Here is a 15,960-nt window from a genome sequence, read left to right on the forward strand (position 1 = left end):
CTCGATTAAACCAAAGGTAAGCCAATGACAAAATCGGTAGTGTTAGCGTCAGCCTCTCCACGACGCACCGCTTTGCTCAAGCAAATGAACATAGCCCATACAATACAGCCTGCCGATATTGACGAGTCGCCCCGTGACAACGAGCCACCGATGGAGCTTGTCGCAAGGCTAGCCAGTGAAAAAGCCCAAGCGGTGAAAGCATACCTTGAGGAGCTGCAGGCAATGACCGACGACAAGGTTATTCTGGCCAGCGACACCCTAATATCGTTTAACGGACAAAGTGTTGGCAAGCCAGAAGATAAAGCAGATTCTAAGCGCATACTCACTATGCTTTCTGGTAAAACTCATGACGTTCTTACCGCTATTTGTGTGCTTGATAACGCTCAGCAACAGACTCAAGTAATTACCACATCTGTGACTTTTGCAGCATTGACGGATGAGCAAATTGACGCATACTGGGAAACAGGAGAACCTGCCGACAAAGCAGGGAGTTACGCTATTCAAGGTATTGGTGGTGAGTTTGTAGTTTCCATTAACGGCAGTGCAAGTGCCGTAATAGGCCTACCACTGTACGAAACCCGCCAATTACTTAATGCATTTGGAGTTGTGTCGTGAGTGCTGAACTGCTTATTAACGTTACCCCGTCAGAGTCACGGGTGGCGCTTATTGAAAACGGAATACTGCAAGAAATTCACGTAGAGCGTCATACCAAACGCGGTTTGGTTGGCAATATCTATCGCGGTAAAGTTAGCCGTGTATTACCGGGAATGCAGGCAGCATTTGTTGATATCGGTTTAGAAAAGGCCGCCTTCTTACATGCATCTGACATTGTCATTCACAATGAAATTGCTGAAGAAGTCTCGGCAAGCCATATTCAAAAGCAAGACATTCGCGAGTTGGTGCGAGACGGTCAAGATATTGTGGTTCAGGTAGTGAAAGATCCTATCGGTACCAAAGGCGCACGCCTTACCACAGACATTACTATCCCCAGCCGTTATCTTGTATTTATGCCTTCGGTAACTCACGTAGGCGTATCTCAACGCATTGAAGAAGAAGCAGAAAGAGAGCGCTTAAAGTCGCTGGTGCAAGAGTTTTGTGATGAAAACGGTGGCTTCATTCTGCGTACTGCGGCTGAAGGCGTGGGCAAAAACGAACTGCAGTCCGACGCAGCATTTTTGCGAAGGCTGTGGGATAAAATTCAGTCGCGTATGAAAAAGCGTAAGTCGAACGTGCTTTACGAAGACTTACCGCTAGCACGACGAGTGCTACGCGACTTTGTTGGTACAGAGCTCGACAGAATTCGAATCGACTCGAAACTATCATTCAATGAACTTCACCAGTTCACCAAAGAGTACGTGCCTGAAATGAACGGCAAGCTCGAATACTACCCGGGTGATAGACCTATTTTTGATTTATACGATGTGGAAAATGAGGCGCAGCGAGCCTTGGAACGCCGTGTCGATTTAAAATCTGGCGGCTACTTGATCATTGATCAGACCGAAGCGATGACCACAATCGACATTAATACGGGCGCTTTTGTTGGCCACCGGAACTTAGAAGAAACAATTTTTAACACCAATATTGAGGCGACGCAGGCAATTGCCCGTCAGTTAAGATTGCGCAACTTGGGTGGGATGATCCTTATCGACTTCATCGATATGATTGAACCAGACCACAAACGACGTGTCTTACACTCACTAGAGGTGGCGACGAACAAGGACAGAGCCAAGATAAATATTCACGGTTTTACTGCGCTAGGGCTAATTGAAATGACCCGTAAACGCACCCGTGAAAGCATTGAGCATATATTGTGCGGAGAATGCCCGGTGTGTAAAGGGCGAGGCACGGTAAAAACCATTGAAACCATTTGTTTTGAAATTATGCGTGAAATTGTACGGGTGAATCGCGCCTACGACGCAGACAAGTTTGTGGTTTACGCTTCACCAAAAGTGGCGGAAGCCTTAATGGGCGAAGAGTCTCATATGCTGGCAGAACTGGAAGTATTTGTGTCTAAACAAATCAAGGTTCAAACAGAAACATTGTACAATCAGGATAAGTACGACGTCGTCATGATGTAATGCATTAACGTATACAAAGGCAAAATGTGACAAATTTTTCGTCGGTAGCCGCTTATCTACTTAAGAAGTTTTGGCTGCTACTCGCCGTATTGCTTGTACTTTTCGCGCTTGTTTTAAGCGCTGCACGCTATGCTCTGCCGCATATTGAGCACAACAAACACCTGTTGGAAAATTATATTAATGAGCAGTATGGCGTAAATCTATCCATCCAAAGTGTGCATGCTGTTTGGCAGCGCAATGGTCCAAGTATTGTGCTCAATTCGGTGTCGTTGGCTAAAAACGATGCTTCCCCTGTTGCATTGGATATCAGGCAAATCTACGTCGAGCTAGATTTTTGGGAATCGCTACGCCACCAACTTATCTCATCTACCCGTTTCGAGCTGCGTGGTCTTAAGCTTGATATTGACGCCGATCGCCTTTCTGGAGGCGATAAGAATAACTTCCCTGTAGTAAATGCACTAGAGCGTCTGTTTTTAGAGCAGCTTCAAAGCTTCTCGTTAGAAGACGGGGTGGTATCTGTCACTCACCTTAATGAAACCAATTCATTTGATATTGAAAGTTTATCGTGGAACAACCATGAAGAGCGACACCAAGGTTTAGGTCAGCTTAAGGTTGCAGATTTAGCGGCTAACTCGGCGTCGTTTATCATTGATATCACGGGCACGCGGGAAGACTTTGACGGCGTGTTTTACGCCAAAGCAGAAGAGCTCGATATTTCTCCGTGGGTAAGCGATCTCATCAAAACCAAGCGCCCACTAGCGCAAAGCCGCGCAAACTTTGAAGTATGGACTAACTTTTCTCAAAGTGAAGTCACTAGCGTACAAGCCGAGCTTAGTGAAAGCCTTTTAGAGTGGGGCAGTGGCCGCGCGAAAACGGTAACAGGTATCAGCGGAGGTAGTCTTCAGGCGTTGCCTAACGATGAGAACAGACAGGGAGGCTGGAATGTCCGAGTGGATCAATTGGTGCTTAATTCGAGCAACGAGACCCTTACAACAGACCTAATTGGCAGTATAAGTGCAAATGGTGATGCGCTGATAAACACCGTAAAGCCAGTGCAAGTTAACCCCTTTCTGCTGCTGTTACCGCTTTTCATGGATGATACCAGTGAAGAGGAAATACGCGGGCTTAATCCAAAAGGCGAGTTGGCCACGTTGCAGGTTCAATGGCACAACGGCCAGCCTTCTTTAGCGGCTAAAGTGCTAGATTTGCAGTGGGACAAAACAGATAAGGTACCAGGTCTTTCGTCGCTAGATGCAGACTTTTTCTGGTATAAAAATAATGGCGCTATCTACTTAGAGAGTGCGGATAGCTTACTAAGTGCCAACGGCGTAATTAAGAAAGACGTCAATATAAACCTGTTTAAATCTCAGTTTTATATTTACCCAGAGCAGATAGATAGCGAAGACAAGCAGTGGGTAGTAAAAGGCAGCGATATGCTGCTTGATAGTGATGCCGTTACTCTTCACCCGCAGTTTAAACTGAATACGTCGACAGGGTTTATGTCACTTTATGTGGATGTAAGCCCATTGGCGCTAAATGAGGTGAGCAGTTTATTTCCCCCTTCTTTAATGGGGGCTAATACCGATAAATACCTTACTCGTGCGTTTACAGGAGAAGGTGAGATCGCAAATGCGCGCGTGCTGTGGCACGGTCGCACGAGTGACTTCCCGTTTGACGACAACACGGGCATTTTTCAGGCGTATGTCGATATTGAGCAGGGGGATTTTCTTTTTGCTCCAGACTGGCCGGCACTTAATAACTTAGACCTATCTTTGTATTTTGTGAATAATGCATTAGTGATGGAGAGCCCTAGTGCGACGCTTGCTGGTATGAAAATCAGTGATATGTCGGCTGCCATTCCAAGCTTTAGTCCAGATGCTCGCCTGATTATTTATGCCAATGGTACTGGCACTGGCGACGCGCTAACCGCGTTAATGATGGATTCGTCCCTCAAAAAATCTTTAGGCAAAGTACTTAACGAAGACGTGCAAATTGGCGGGCCTCTATCTGCCGATATAAAGCTTGATATCCCGTTTAAAGGCAAAGATGTGGTGGCATCGGGAACGGCGCACTTGTCGAATAACCCCGTTTTTGTTGCGACCACAAATATGCTATTTGATAAGGCATCGGGAGAGGTGTCATTTGTTAATGGCGATATAGACGCAAGTGGGCTTCAGGCGCAGTTTCTTAAACAGCCGGTGAACTTGTCGCTATCCGGTAGACAGGGCGACACATACGACCTAAATGTAGAGTTAGGTGGGCGATGGCATGTACACCCGCTGGCTAACTATGTGAATACAGACCTCACCGAATATATCGACGGCGAAAGTGATTGGAACACTACAGTTCAACTGTCGCTTTCAAACAGTGGGTTTAACTATACTGCCAATTTAACTGCAGATTTAACGGCGACACAAAGTGTATTGCCTGCTCCCTTCGATACGCCAGCGGGCAGCAGTTTACCGCTGCTTATTACCAGTAAAGGCGATGGCAAAGCATCAAATGTGGAGGCGTCACTTGGTGATAATATTCGTTTTGATGGCGTACTACCGCACAAAGAAATGCAGTTTTCACGTGCGCACTTGGCACTTGGCGAAAGCGATATAGCCAACATTGGTACAGGTTTTAGTATCAGTGCGAATCTAGCTCAAGCTGATGTGCAAGAATGGTTTACCACTATAAATATGTTACTTTCCGGTAAAGGGAAAGACACCAGCACCGCCGTTGCAAGAACAAATGCTCAATCGAGTATCCAATCAAACGAAAGCAAAAAAGCGAACTTGTTTGGTACTCCCTCGCGGATATTCGCCAAAGCCGACAAACTAAATTTTGCTGGCCACAGTATTAAAGATGCGCAGCTCAGTGCAACAGGACGCAATAAAGATTGGATCCTAGACTTAGCGTCGCCTCAGGCAAGAGCCACTATTCGTATTAATAGTGATTTAGACGAGCAGGGCATTGAGATAAATGCCGACTATTTATCACTAGAGAAGCCTGCTCAAGCCGGGGGGGCGACAAAAACCGGTTCAGAGAGCGGCGTTGAGTTAGCTACGAATAGTGCTATGCCAAGTGAGGAAGGCGAGTCGCCCTACAATATTGACCCAAATACGCTACCGCCCATTTATTTTTATTGTCAGTCCTGTGGCGTGCACGGCATCGATTTAGGTGAAATTACCTTAGACATCGCGAAGGAAGAGAATGGTTTAGCCATTCGCCAGCTTCTAGTGAAATCTGATGAAACTAACGTTACCGCAACGGGTTATTGGAAGCACATGGGAGGCGAGATTCAAAGCGCGTTAAACGGAACATTAACGTCTCCCGACGTTGGGCAGATGCTAAAAGAGTACGGTGTTGAATCAGGTATAAAAGATTCTAGCGCAAATGTGGCGTTTGATATCAACTGGCCAAATGCGCCGATGGATTTCGGGTTTGAACAGCTAAACGGTAATGTTGAGTGGTCGCTCTCAGATGGGTATCTAACTGAGTTGAGTGATAAGGGGTCACGTATCTTTACCCTGTTTAGCTTGAACTCGTTAGTGCGGAAGCTCAGCCTCGATTTTCGAGACGTTTTTGCTAAGGGGTTTTTCTACGACGATATGGGCGGCACGTTAAGTATTGTTGATGGCAAAGCGTATACCGACGATACTGAAATTGACGGCGGCGCTGGTGAAATAGAGATCACGGGCTTCACCGATCTCAATACCGGTGGATTAAATTACAACGTATCGTTCGCACCGAACGTAACTGGGAACTTACCGTTTTTAGTGTATTTCTTGGCTACGCCGCCTACTGCACTCGCTGCTCTTGCCATAGATCAGGTGCTAACCTCTGCGAAAGTCATTTCAAATGTGAACTATCGCGTTACAGGTACCATAAAAGATCCTAAGTTCGACGAAGTTGAGCGCAACAGCAAAGACATCAGCTTACCTGCGCAAAATGCGCCTGTACCGGCCAACCCGCAAGACAGGCCATTAACGGAAGATGACGTACGCAGGCTTAAAATGGAGGTGATCGATGGTTAATTTAGTTGCATTACAAATGACATCTGCGCCAAGCGTGGAAGAAAATCTCGACACCGTTGCAAACGAAATGGCATCGGCAAAGATTGAGAAAGACAGTTTAGTTGTGCTTCCAGAGTGTTTTGCTTATTTCGGCGGTAAAGACAAAGGCCAACTTGCTGTGGCAGAAACAAAGGGCGAAGGTGAGATTCAGCGACGTTTGTCAGCGCTTGCTGCACAATACCAGTGCTATCTGGTTTCGGGTACGTTTCCAGTGAAAACCAATAGCCCAGAGAAGTTTTCCGCAGCCTGCATGCTGTTTGGCCCCAATGGCGATGTGTTAGCAGACTACCGCAAAATTCACATGTTCGATGTATCAGTTAACGACAACACGGGCAGTTATCGTGAATCGGCGACAACCGAAGCGGGCAGCAAGGTGGTTACTGTTGAAACGCCAATAGGCAACATTGGTCTTGCGGTGTGCTATGATGTACGCTTTCCAGGGTTATTTACTGCAATGGGCGATATCGATATTTTGGTGTTGCCAGCGGCCTTTACCCAGCGCACCGGAGAAGCGCATTGGCATGCGTTGTTGCAAGCCAGAGCCATTGAAAAGCAGTGCTTTGTGGTAGCTGCAAATCAAAGTGGCGTGCATGCAAATGGTCGTGAAACATACGGTCACAGTCTTGTACTGTCGCCTTGGGGGGAGACCCTTGCCGAACGCAAAACCGACGTAGGGTTAGTTTCGGCAAAAGTAGATATTGCAGAAAGAGAAACCATTAAACAGAATATGCCGGTTGCCGAACATAACCGATTCAGGAGTCACTTTGTCTAAATCTGTTGAGCGTCATTTATTATCTGACTCAGGGCTAGATATCTCTAAGCTAGAGCGTGCTTTAGCGACTATTCATCGTCACGATACCGACTATGCCGATTTATATTTTCAGTCAAGCCAGCACGAAAGCTGGGTGTTGGAAGACGGCATTATTAAAGAAGGCAGCTATAACATAGAGCGCGGCGTAGGCGTGCGTGCAATTAGCGGTGAGAAAACAGGGTTCGCTTATTCAGATGAAATAAGCGAAGAAGCGTTGACCAAAGCGTGTAAAGCGGCTCGCGGCATTGCGCCAAGCGGCGGTTCACAACAAGTTGCTTCGCTTGGACAAAAACCAGTGCAAGCGCGATACAGCGAAAATAACCCTATTCTTGCGATGCAAGACGCTGAAAAAATTTCGCTTTTAAAAGCAGTAGATGCCTATATCCGCAAACAAGAGCCGTCTGCCAATCAGGTAGTGGTGAGCTTAAGCGGTGTGTATGAAGAAATTTTAGTTGCTGGCAGTGACGGTACTTTAGCCACTGATATTCGTCCGCTGGTGCGCTTGAACTGCTCGGTATTGCTAGAACAAGGCGATAGACGTGAACGTGGTTCAGCTGGAGCTGGTGGTCGTTATGCCTACTCGTTCTTTAAACAAGACGAAAACGGCAAACCGTATTACGAGACGTTGGCAGAAGATGCCCTTCACATGGCGCGGGTTAACATGCAGGCTGTGGCATCGCCGGCAGGCGCTATGCCTGTAGTATTAGGTAACGGTTGGCCCGGTGTATTACTTCACGAAGCGGTAGGGCACGGTCTTGAAGGCGACTTTAACCGTAAGGGTGCATCAACATTTAGTGGCCGTATTGGTCAGCGCGTTGCAGCAAAAGGCGTGACGGTTGTTGACGATGGCACATTAAACGACCGTCGTGGCTCATTGTCGGTAGACGATGAAGGCACACCAACAGCGCACAACGTGCTTATTGAAGATGGTATCTTGAAAGGTTATATGCAGGATAAACACAACGCCAAGCTTATGGGCGTTACGCCTACCGGTAACGGTCGTCGTGAATCCTATGCGCACTTGCCTATGCCCCGCATGACGAATACTTATATGTTGGAAGGCCAACACGATCCGCAGGAAATTATCGCGTCTATCGACAAAGGTATTTACGCGCCGAACTTTGCTGGCGGACAGGTAGACATTACGTCTGGCAAATTTGTATTTTCTAGCGCGGAAGCCTACTTAATTGAAAACGGTAAAATTACCGCACCGGTGAAAGGGGCTACCTTAATTGGTAACGGTCCAGAGGTTATGCAAAAAATCTCAATGATTGGCAACGACACTGCCCTAGATAAAGGCGTGGGTGTATGTGGTAAAGACGGTCAAAGCGTGCCGGTGGGTGTAGGTCAGCCTACGCTTAAAATTGATGAGTTGACGGTGGGTGGTACGGCTTAATTCAGCTCAAACCCGTAAACTGGAAAATTAAAGAAGGTTGGGCCTAGGCACCAACCTTTTTTGTATGCAAACTGGTATAGGTCGTGGCTAACTTTCAAATCCTTTTCCATTCAACCACTCAATAGCATCTTCTTCGTTGGTAAAAATACCTAGCTCAAGGCCTGCATTGTCGTAAATTCTCTGAAATTGCGCTCTTACAATGGGCTGCACCGTGGTATCGCCGATAACTAGCGCGCCAAGCGCCATTCCGTGCTTCGCACGCCACTCTATTGAACGCTGCAGTTCTGTCTCACCTGCTTTAGTGAGAAGGGCAGAACCATGCAAAAAACCTAAAAATGCCCAGTGATTCCCACCAAAACTGTTAATCACATCCATCATATCCCGCGCATAGCGTTCAATGGCTGAACCATCGGCAATACCTTCAGCTGACACGCCAACAATGCTACCAAGCACAGCAATTTGGTACTGGCCGTACTTGCTTTTCAGTGTTGCGTTAGGGTTGGAAAATATTTTCACACTATCCCCCTTTGGCTGGTGACCGAAACTGTGATGTTGAGATTACTTTAATTGCAGACCGTTAATCCTCATGAATAACGTCTTTCAAATACTGAAACAGCTCTCTGAATGCTTTAGGCGGCGCATTTTTTTCACGCTCTTTTTTAACTTGGCGATGAAATTGGCGCAGCTTTTGGCGGTCCAGTTCAGGATGCGCTTCAATCAGCTTTTGAATAGCGGGGTCGCCCTGTTCAATCACGGCTTCACGGGCTTTTTCTAGTGCATGAAAGGCCGCATTGCTCGCCTGATGCTGATGTGTAATTTTAGCCAACGCCTCTTCAATAGGGGCGGTATCTCTTTGACGTAAAGCTTTGCCGATAAACTGAAGCTGACGGCGGTAACCGTCTTTTTTCTTATTCACTTTGCGGGCAATAGCTACGGCGTCAGCAAGCTCTTCATCCATAGGGATCGTCGCTATGTGAGCATCGGTCAGGTTAACCAAGGTTTCACCTAGCTTGTGAAGTTCTTTAGCTTGACGCTTCAGCTCAGTTTTACTGATTAATTCTTCCTCTTCGAACTCATCTGCTTGCGCATCTTCGAAGTAAGGATCTTCAGGAGAATTGTATTTCTGATCACTCATTTCAAACTCATTAGTGTTACACTTTAGCTAAATTGTAACTATCACAGTCGAATTAAGACAGCGAAACTTACTATGCAAATTGAGCAGCAGTTAGCCGACATTCAAAATGTCGTAGATGATGTACTGAAATTAGCCCTTTCTAAAGGCGCAACACAAGCCGAAGCCAGCATGTCTAAAGTGCAGGGCATCGCCGTTTCTTCACGTATGCAAGAAGTTGAAAACGTTGAATTTACCAATGACGGCGGCTTAGGTATAAGCGTATACGTAGGCAAGCGAAAGGGGAGTGCGTCTACCGCTGATCTGAGCATAGCGGCGCTAACACTCGCGGTAGAAAAAGCCGTCGATATTGCTCGCTATACCAGTGAAGATCCTTGTACAGGTTTGGCCGATGCCGACCTTATTGCTACCGAGTTCCCTGATTTAGACCTGTATCACCCTGAAGAATTAGATACTGAAAAGGCCATTAAAACTGCTATTGAAGCCGAAACGGCGGCAATGAATTACGACTCGCGCATTACAAATTCAGATGGCGCGTCGTATAACGCAAATCTAGGTATGCGCGTTTACGGCAACACGCACGGTATCAATGCAGGTTATCCTAGCAGCCGTTATTCACTAAGCTGTATGGTTATTGGCGCACAAGATAACGATATGCAGCGCGATTACGCTTACACAGTAAGTCGTAAAGCGTCTTTGCTGCAATCAGCAAGTGCAGTGGGTATTGATGCCGCTAAAGCTACTGTAGACCGTTTGGGGGCTCGTAAGATCAACACCGCAAACGTGCCTGTGCTTTTACACCGTGACATCGCATCTAGCTTGTTTGGTCATTATGTCGGAGCTATTAGCGGTGGTAGCCTTTACCGTCGTTCTAGTTTCTTGTTAGATAGCTTGGGTAAACAAGTTTTCCCAGAGTGGCTTAATATTGAAGAGCGTCCGTTTATTAAAGGCGGTCTGGCAAGCTCAAGCTTCGATAACGAAGGTGTGGCATGTTCAGACATGACCATTGTCGATGCGGGTAAATTGGCTACATATCTTTATACCACTTACTCGTCGCGTAAGCTAAACACCCGCTCGAATGGCCACGCCGGTGGTATTCATAACTGGCTAGTAGGTGATACGGGTCACAGCGACGCCGACCTGCTTAAAGAAATGGGCACAGGTTTGTTCGTAACCGAACTGATGGGGCAGGGCGTTAACGGTGTGACGGGCGATTACTCGCGCGGCGCAGCGGGATACTGGGTTGAAAATGGCATCATCCAATACCCAGTTCACGAGGTAACTATTGCTGGCAATCTGAAAGATATGTTTAAAGGCATTGTGGCAATTGGCGCTGAAAAAGATGTACGCGGCAGTGTACAGACCGGTTCGGTGCTTATTGACCAAATGAAGATAGCAGGCAGCTAGTTTACGCGTTCTCGAAACGCTGAAGGAGACAGCCCGGTGGACTTCTTAAAGCGTTTCGAGAACGTAAATACATTTGCGTAGCCTACATAACTGGCGATATAAGATACGGGCCACTGCGTGCTTAGTAATAAGCTTTTGGCTCGTGTCATACGCAAATGGATAACGTGCTGTTTGGGGCTGCGCCCAAACACTTGTAAGCACAGCCTATGAAGGTGAGGGGCAGAATAATGCGCTTTCTCACTTAAGCTCTCCATATCCCAATCAAACTGAAGCTGTTTTTCAACCGCTGAAAAGAGGCTGTGTAGTCTGCTTACCTGGCGTCGTTCTTTCTCATCGTGAGTATGTACGTCACTCAAAGGCGCATCAATAATACGATACAGGTATCTAGACACGAGCTGCATTGCCGCCCCTCGACTGTCCACATCGCGCTCTAAGTAAAGCAGCTCCATAGCGTGATGTAGACCCTCTAGCTTGGCATTATCTAACACCACAGCCTCACTTTTACTGAATGATTTCCAGCGTTCGGAGTCTGCCAAGTTTACCCAAATTATATCCCATTGCTCACTGACTATTGTGACTTCAAAACTTTGCCCAGCGGGTAAAATAATTAGCTGTCCTTCATCCAATTGCATCTCGCCTGACGGGACACGAAATTTTCCTTGTCCATGAATGCTGTAAAACAAGGTGTGGTTAGGAGGCGAAACGCGACCTACCGTATAGTCACCTGATAAGTTAGAGCATCCTGCTAGTTCAATCTCCAGGTCGCTGATTTCAGGCGCGTTACTACTATCAATAAAGCGTTCAAAGCACTTAGGGCCTATGTCTACAATATCTCTAAAGCTAAGTTGCATAAATGTGGAATGATAGTTTTGGATAAATATATGAAAGATTAGAGCATAAAGGATTTAATGAAAGTTAGCTATATTGCGCTTAACGAAAAAGTAAAGGATATGACATGCTTAATGTTGCGCAAGTAGTGGCTCAAAACGATTGGCAAAACCCAGTTGTATTTCAGAGAAATCGCATCAATGCCCACAGTCCACATCACGGATATAAAACGCTAAAAGACGCATTGCAAAATACCAATGCGCAAAAGCGTAGTTTAAACGGTCAGTGGGATTTCCGTTTATTTGAAGCTCCAGCAAACGTACCTGAAAGCCTGCTTTCTAAAACACTAAGTGATGACGAGTCTGCTAATTGGCAGCCTATTGCGGTGCCTTCTAACTGGCAGCTGCAAGGTCACGACAAACCGATTTACTGTAACGTTAAATATCCCTTTGCGGTGAACCCTCCAGTGGTACCCAGCGAGAATCCAACGGGTTGCTACCGTACGACATTCAACGTTACCAAGGATGAGTTAAAACAGCGCAATCATATCGTCTTTGAAGGGGTAAATAGCGCGTTTCACTTGTGGTGCAACGGCGAGTATGTGGGCTATTCCCAAGACAGTCGACTACCGGCTGAATTCGATTTGTCTGGCTACTTAGTCGAAGGTGAAAATCGACTAGCGGTAATGGTTATCCGATGGTCAGACGGCAGCTACTTAGAAGATCAGGACATGTGGTGGCTTAGCGGTATCTTCCGCGACGTAAATCTTGTCACCAAACCTCAGCACCACATTCAAGACGTGTTTGTTACGCCAAGCCTTGACGCATGCTATCGCGACGCAACAGTAACTGTACGTACCGCCATCAATGCGCCTTCTACTTACAAAGTGGGTATTCAGCTTTTTGATGGCGATAACGCTGTTACCGAGCAAGTCATTACCGGCACTAACAATAAGCGTATTGATGAAAAGGGCGGTTGGGATGATGTAGTTTTTCAAACGCTTCATGTGAATGAACCTAAACACTGGACTGCTGAAACACCGAATCTGTACCGCATCGTAGTCTCGCTTATTGATGAGAATGGCAATGCCGTTGATGTTGAGGCCTATAACGTTGGCTTTAGAAACATTGAAATGAAAAACGGCCAGTTACTGGTAAATGGTAAAGCCGTGCTAATTCGTGGGGTTAACCGTCACGAACACCATCAAAAAAAAGGGCATGCAATCAATGAAGATGACATGCTTGAAGACATTAAGTTGTTAAAGCAAAACAACTTCAATGCCGTACGTACCGCTCATTATCCAAATCACCCTCGTTGGTATGAGCTTTGTGATGAATACGGGCTTTATGTGGTGGATGAAGCTAACATCGAAACCCACGGTATGTTCCCAATGGGAAGGCTTTCTCGCGACCCGCTCTGGGCCGGCGCTTACATGGCGCGCTTTACGCAAATGGTCGAGCGAGACAAAAACCACCCCAGCATCATTATTTGGTCGTTGGGGAATGAGTCTGGTCACGGCCCTACCCACGATGCATTGTATGGCTGGGCAAAGTCATTTGACCCATCGCGCCCTGTACAGTACGAAGGCGGCGGCGCTGATACTTCGGCTACCGACATTATTGCGCCAATGTACGCACGGGTTGATACCGACATTAAAGACGATGCAGTGCCTAAGTGGGCCATTAAAAAATGGTTGTCGATGCCGGGGGAAAACCGCCCCGTTATTCTATGCGAATATGCGCATGCTATGGGTAATAGCTTGGGTAGCTTTGATGAATACTGGAAAGCGTTTAAGGCTTATCCTCGCCTTCAAGGTGGCTTTATTTGGGACTGGGTTGATCAAGGATTAGTAAAACACACTAATAGCGGCGAAGCTTACTGGGCTTACGGCGGCGACTTCGGCGATACTGAAAACGACAGACAATTCTGTATAAACGGTCTGTTATTTCCAGACAGAACGCCACATCCGCACTTATTAGAAGCTAAATATTGTCAGCAGCACTTAAGCTTTTCGTTGGTTGAGAAAGACAACAAGTTTGAGCTTACAGTAAGCAGCGATTACTTATTTAGACGCACAGACAATGAGTTGTTACGTTGGCAAGTGCTAGAAAATGGACAACCGATTGCTGAGGCGAAGGGCGAATGCGAAATCGACATAGCGCCACAACAAGCACAAACGCTCAGTCTTAGCCCAGATATTACGTTTAAAGCAGGCGCTGACTACCACTTAAATATTGATGTGGTACTAGCGAATGACTGCTCGTGGGCTAAAGCAGGGCATGTTATGGACACCGCCCAGTTAGCGCTAGTCAACAAGTGTGGAATAGTTTCGTTTTCTCTTAAGGATAACGAAACAACAAGCGGCACTAGTGAGCTATTAATTGAAGCTCAGGATGGGATGTTGCTGGTACATGCGCAAAATAACGTATTTAGCTTTAATAGTGAGAGCGGGCTATTAACCTCGTGGCTTCAAGGCGCGGAGGAAACACTTGCCGCGCCGCTAGAAGATAACTTCTTCAGAGCGCCGCTAGATAACGACATTGGGGTAAGCGAAGTTGATAATCCAGACCCAAATGCGTGGGAGTCTCGCTGGCGTCGTGCTGGAATTGGCAAGTGGACACGCACTTGCACGGGTGTAAACGTTGAGCAGGGTGCGCAAGATGTGCGTATAACATCGTTATTTGATTATCACCATTCAGAAAAGCTGGTAGCGGCAACCAAGTGGGTTTACACCATAAATGTACAGGCCAAGCTATCGGTAGATGTTGAAGTGCTTTTGGATGACGGTTTACCGCCTATGCCGCGTATTGGTATGCAAACGGCGGTACCTGTAGCCGATAAGCCAACGTCGATTACCTGGCAGGGACTAGGGCCATTTGAGAACTACCCTGACAGAAAAGCGGCAGCGCGATATGGTCACTACACCTTACCTATAGAAGAGATGCAAACGCGCTACATATTTCCAACGGACAATGGCTTGCGCTGTGGCTGTAATCAACTTGAAGTTAGCAGCTTAAAAGCAATTGGACAGTTCTATTTTAACGTGAGCGAATATGGGCAAGCACAGCTAGACGAGGCAAAACACACCTGTGATTTAACACCTCAAGATTGTGTGTTTGTGTACATAGATCATGCCCACATGGGCGTAGGCGGCGATGATTCATGGAGCCCAAGTACACATAAAGCATTCTTGTTGGAAGAGAAGCAATACCGCTACTCAGTTTGCTTTAGCGCCGCTGACAGCTAATCCTCAGTGTGAAGTCGATCATTTAGCACTCGATATCTCAAATGACAATTCGCGGCATAGCTTAGTTATGCCGTCATTGGGATAAAGTGTTTACATATAAAAAAGCCGCTACACAGTAGCGGCTTTTCATTAATTCAAAACTCGTTCAGGCAAGGTCTTAGCCGTCAACCTGACCGCAGAAACGGTAACCTTCACCGTGAATGGTTACAATCAATTCTTCATCTGAAGGATCTGATTCGAAGTGCTTACGAATACGACGAATCGTTACGTCAACCGTACGGTCATTCGGACGAAGTTCACGCCCCGTCATTTCCATGATTAGCTGCTCACGGGTAAGGATCTTACCTGGATTGCTTAGGAAAAGGTGAAGAGCGCGGAATTCACTGCGTGGTAGACGGAACTCTTTTCCGCTAGGCGAAATCAATGAACGGCTATCACCGTCAAGCGTCCAACCATTGAAGCTTACACGGCTTGGTAAATCGTCGTCTTCTGAAGAGTTTGTAGTACGAGACAGTAAGTTGCGCGCGCGAATAGTCAATTCACGAGGGTTAAATGGCTTAGTCAGATAATCATCTGCACCAATTTCAAGACCTAGAATACGGTCAACGTCATTATCACGACCCGTTAAGAAAATAAGGCCAACGTTTTTACGATCACGTACTTCACGTGCCAAGATAAGGCCATTTTTACCCGGCAGGTTAATGTCCATGATAACCAAATTGATAGCGTGATTCTCGAAGAAATCATGCATTTGATCACCGTTCTCGGCCTCAAACACATTATACCCTTCCGCTTCAAATAAACTCTTAAGCGTGGTACGGGTTACCACCTCATCTTCAACAATTAACACATTTGGCGTCTGCATGGTGTTCTACACTCTTTCTAAAATACGATTTAAGCAACTAACTGGTTAAATTTTAATATTCATGTACTTGATTGCAAGCAACTTGTGAATATTCTTACTGTTAAGGTATTGGGGTTAGCCAATAAAAATCAAGAA

General features: G+C 46.4%; 11 protein-coding genes. 7 read left to right on the forward strand and 4 right to left on the reverse strand.

Features of this window, described 5'->3' with window-relative positions:
* The first annotated feature begins 24 nt into the window (after positions 1-24).
* The 5 genes from MASE_RS01060 to tldD are packed head-to-tail and all read left to right on the forward strand — an operon-like array spanning position 25 to position 8,346.
* The gene (locus tag MASE_RS01060; protein ID WP_014947912.1) at positions 25-615 is read left to right on the forward strand and encodes a Maf family protein; all 591 of its coding nucleotides are present in this window, start codon (positions 25-27) and stop codon (positions 613-615) included.
* A complete protein-coding gene (gene rng / locus MASE_RS01065) occupies positions 612-2,078 on the forward strand; it encodes a ribonuclease G (RefSeq protein WP_014947913.1) in 1,467 nt (488 codons plus the stop codon). Before MASE_RS01060 ends, rng begins: the two co-directional genes overlap by 4 nt.
* 26 nt (positions 2,079-2,104) lie before the next feature.
* Entirely contained in the window at positions 2,105-6,100 is a 3,996-nt protein-coding gene (locus MASE_RS01070; RefSeq protein WP_014947914.1) for a YhdP family protein, read from the forward strand.
* Complete coding sequence (locus MASE_RS01075) at positions 6,093-6,911, forward strand: carbon-nitrogen hydrolase family protein (protein WP_014947915.1); 819 nt, start codon at positions 6,093-6,095, stop codon at positions 6,909-6,911. The genes MASE_RS01070 and MASE_RS01075 overlap by 8 nt, the downstream gene beginning before the upstream one ends.
* On the forward strand, positions 6,904-8,346 hold the full coding sequence (gene tldD / locus MASE_RS01080; RefSeq protein ID WP_014947916.1) for a metalloprotease TldD: 1,443 nt from the start codon (positions 6,904-6,906) through the stop codon (positions 8,344-8,346). The genes MASE_RS01075 and tldD overlap by 8 nt, the downstream gene beginning before the upstream one ends.
* A gap of 87 nt (positions 8,347-8,433) precedes the next feature.
* On the opposite strand, the gene MASE_RS01085 is transcribed toward tldD, so the two are convergent.
* Both MASE_RS01085 and yjgA read right to left on the reverse strand, forming a co-directional pair.
* Positions 8,434-8,862, reverse strand: a complete 429-nt coding sequence (locus tag MASE_RS01085) for a hypothetical protein (protein ID WP_014947917.1) — start codon at positions 8,860-8,862, stop codon at positions 8,434-8,436.
* Positions 8,863-8,923: 61 nt separating this feature from the next.
* On the reverse strand, positions 8,924-9,481 hold the full coding sequence (gene yjgA, locus MASE_RS01090) for a ribosome biogenesis factor YjgA (RefSeq protein ID WP_014947918.1): 558 nt from the start codon (positions 9,479-9,481) through the stop codon (positions 8,924-8,926).
* A gap of 72 nt (positions 9,482-9,553) precedes the next feature.
* On the opposite strand from yjgA, the gene pmbA reads away from it, so the two are divergent.
* On the forward strand, positions 9,554-10,885 hold the full coding sequence (gene pmbA, locus MASE_RS01095) for a metalloprotease PmbA (protein WP_014947919.1): 1,332 nt from the start codon (positions 9,554-9,556) through the stop codon (positions 10,883-10,885).
* Here pmbA and MASE_RS01100 read toward each other — a convergent pair.
* Positions 10,882-11,736, reverse strand: coding sequence for an AraC family transcriptional regulator (locus tag MASE_RS01100; protein ID WP_014947920.1), 855 nt, complete (start codon positions 11,734-11,736; stop codon positions 10,882-10,884). The genes pmbA and MASE_RS01100 overlap by 4 nt on opposite strands.
* Positions 11,737-11,840: 104 nt before the next feature.
* Here MASE_RS01100 and MASE_RS01105 point away from each other — a divergent pair, with 104 nt between their 5' ends.
* Positions 11,841-14,960 carry a beta-galactosidase gene (locus tag MASE_RS01105; protein WP_014947921.1) on the forward strand — a complete coding sequence of 1,040 codons (3,120 nt, stop codon included), beginning with the start codon at positions 11,841-11,843 and terminating at the stop codon, positions 14,958-14,960.
* A 157-nt stretch (positions 14,961-15,117) separates the two neighbouring features.
* Here MASE_RS01105 and arcA read toward each other — a convergent pair whose 3' ends face one another.
* Complete coding sequence (gene arcA / locus MASE_RS01110; RefSeq protein WP_014947922.1) at positions 15,118-15,825, reverse strand: two-component system response regulator ArcA; 708 nt, start codon at positions 15,823-15,825, stop codon at positions 15,118-15,120.
* Positions 15,826-15,960: the final 135 nt, after the last annotated feature.

The sequence above is a fragment of the Alteromonas macleodii ATCC 27126 genome (genome assembly GCF_000172635.2).
Lineage (GTDB): Bacteria > Pseudomonadota > Gammaproteobacteria > Enterobacterales > Alteromonadaceae > Alteromonas > Alteromonas macleodii.

Bases quoted from the DNA above. Each gene is read 5' to 3' on its own strand.
- MASE_RS01060 (WP_014947912.1), top strand. From the start codon at position 25: ATGACAAAATCGGTAGTGTTAGCGTCAGCCTCTCCACGACGCACCGCT.
- MASE_RS01075 (WP_014947915.1), top strand. From the start codon at position 6,093: ATGGTTAATTTAGTTGCATTACAAATGACATCTGCGCCAAGCGTGGAA.
- yjgA (WP_014947918.1), bottom strand. From the start codon at position 9,481: ATGAGTGATCAGAAATACAATTCTCCTGAAGATCCTTACTTCGAAGAT.
- pmbA (WP_014947919.1), top strand. From the start codon at position 9,554: ATGCAAATTGAGCAGCAGTTAGCCGACATTCAAAATGTCGTAGATGAT.
- MASE_RS01100 (WP_014947920.1), bottom strand. From the start codon at position 11,736: ATGCAACTTAGCTTTAGAGATATTGTAGACATAGGCCCTAAGTGCTTT.
- MASE_RS01105 (WP_014947921.1), top strand. From the start codon at position 11,841: ATGCTTAATGTTGCGCAAGTAGTGGCTCAAAACGATTGGCAAAACCCA.
- arcA (WP_014947922.1), bottom strand. From the start codon at position 15,825: ATGCAGACGCCAAATGTGTTAATTGTTGAAGATGAGGTGGTAACCCGT.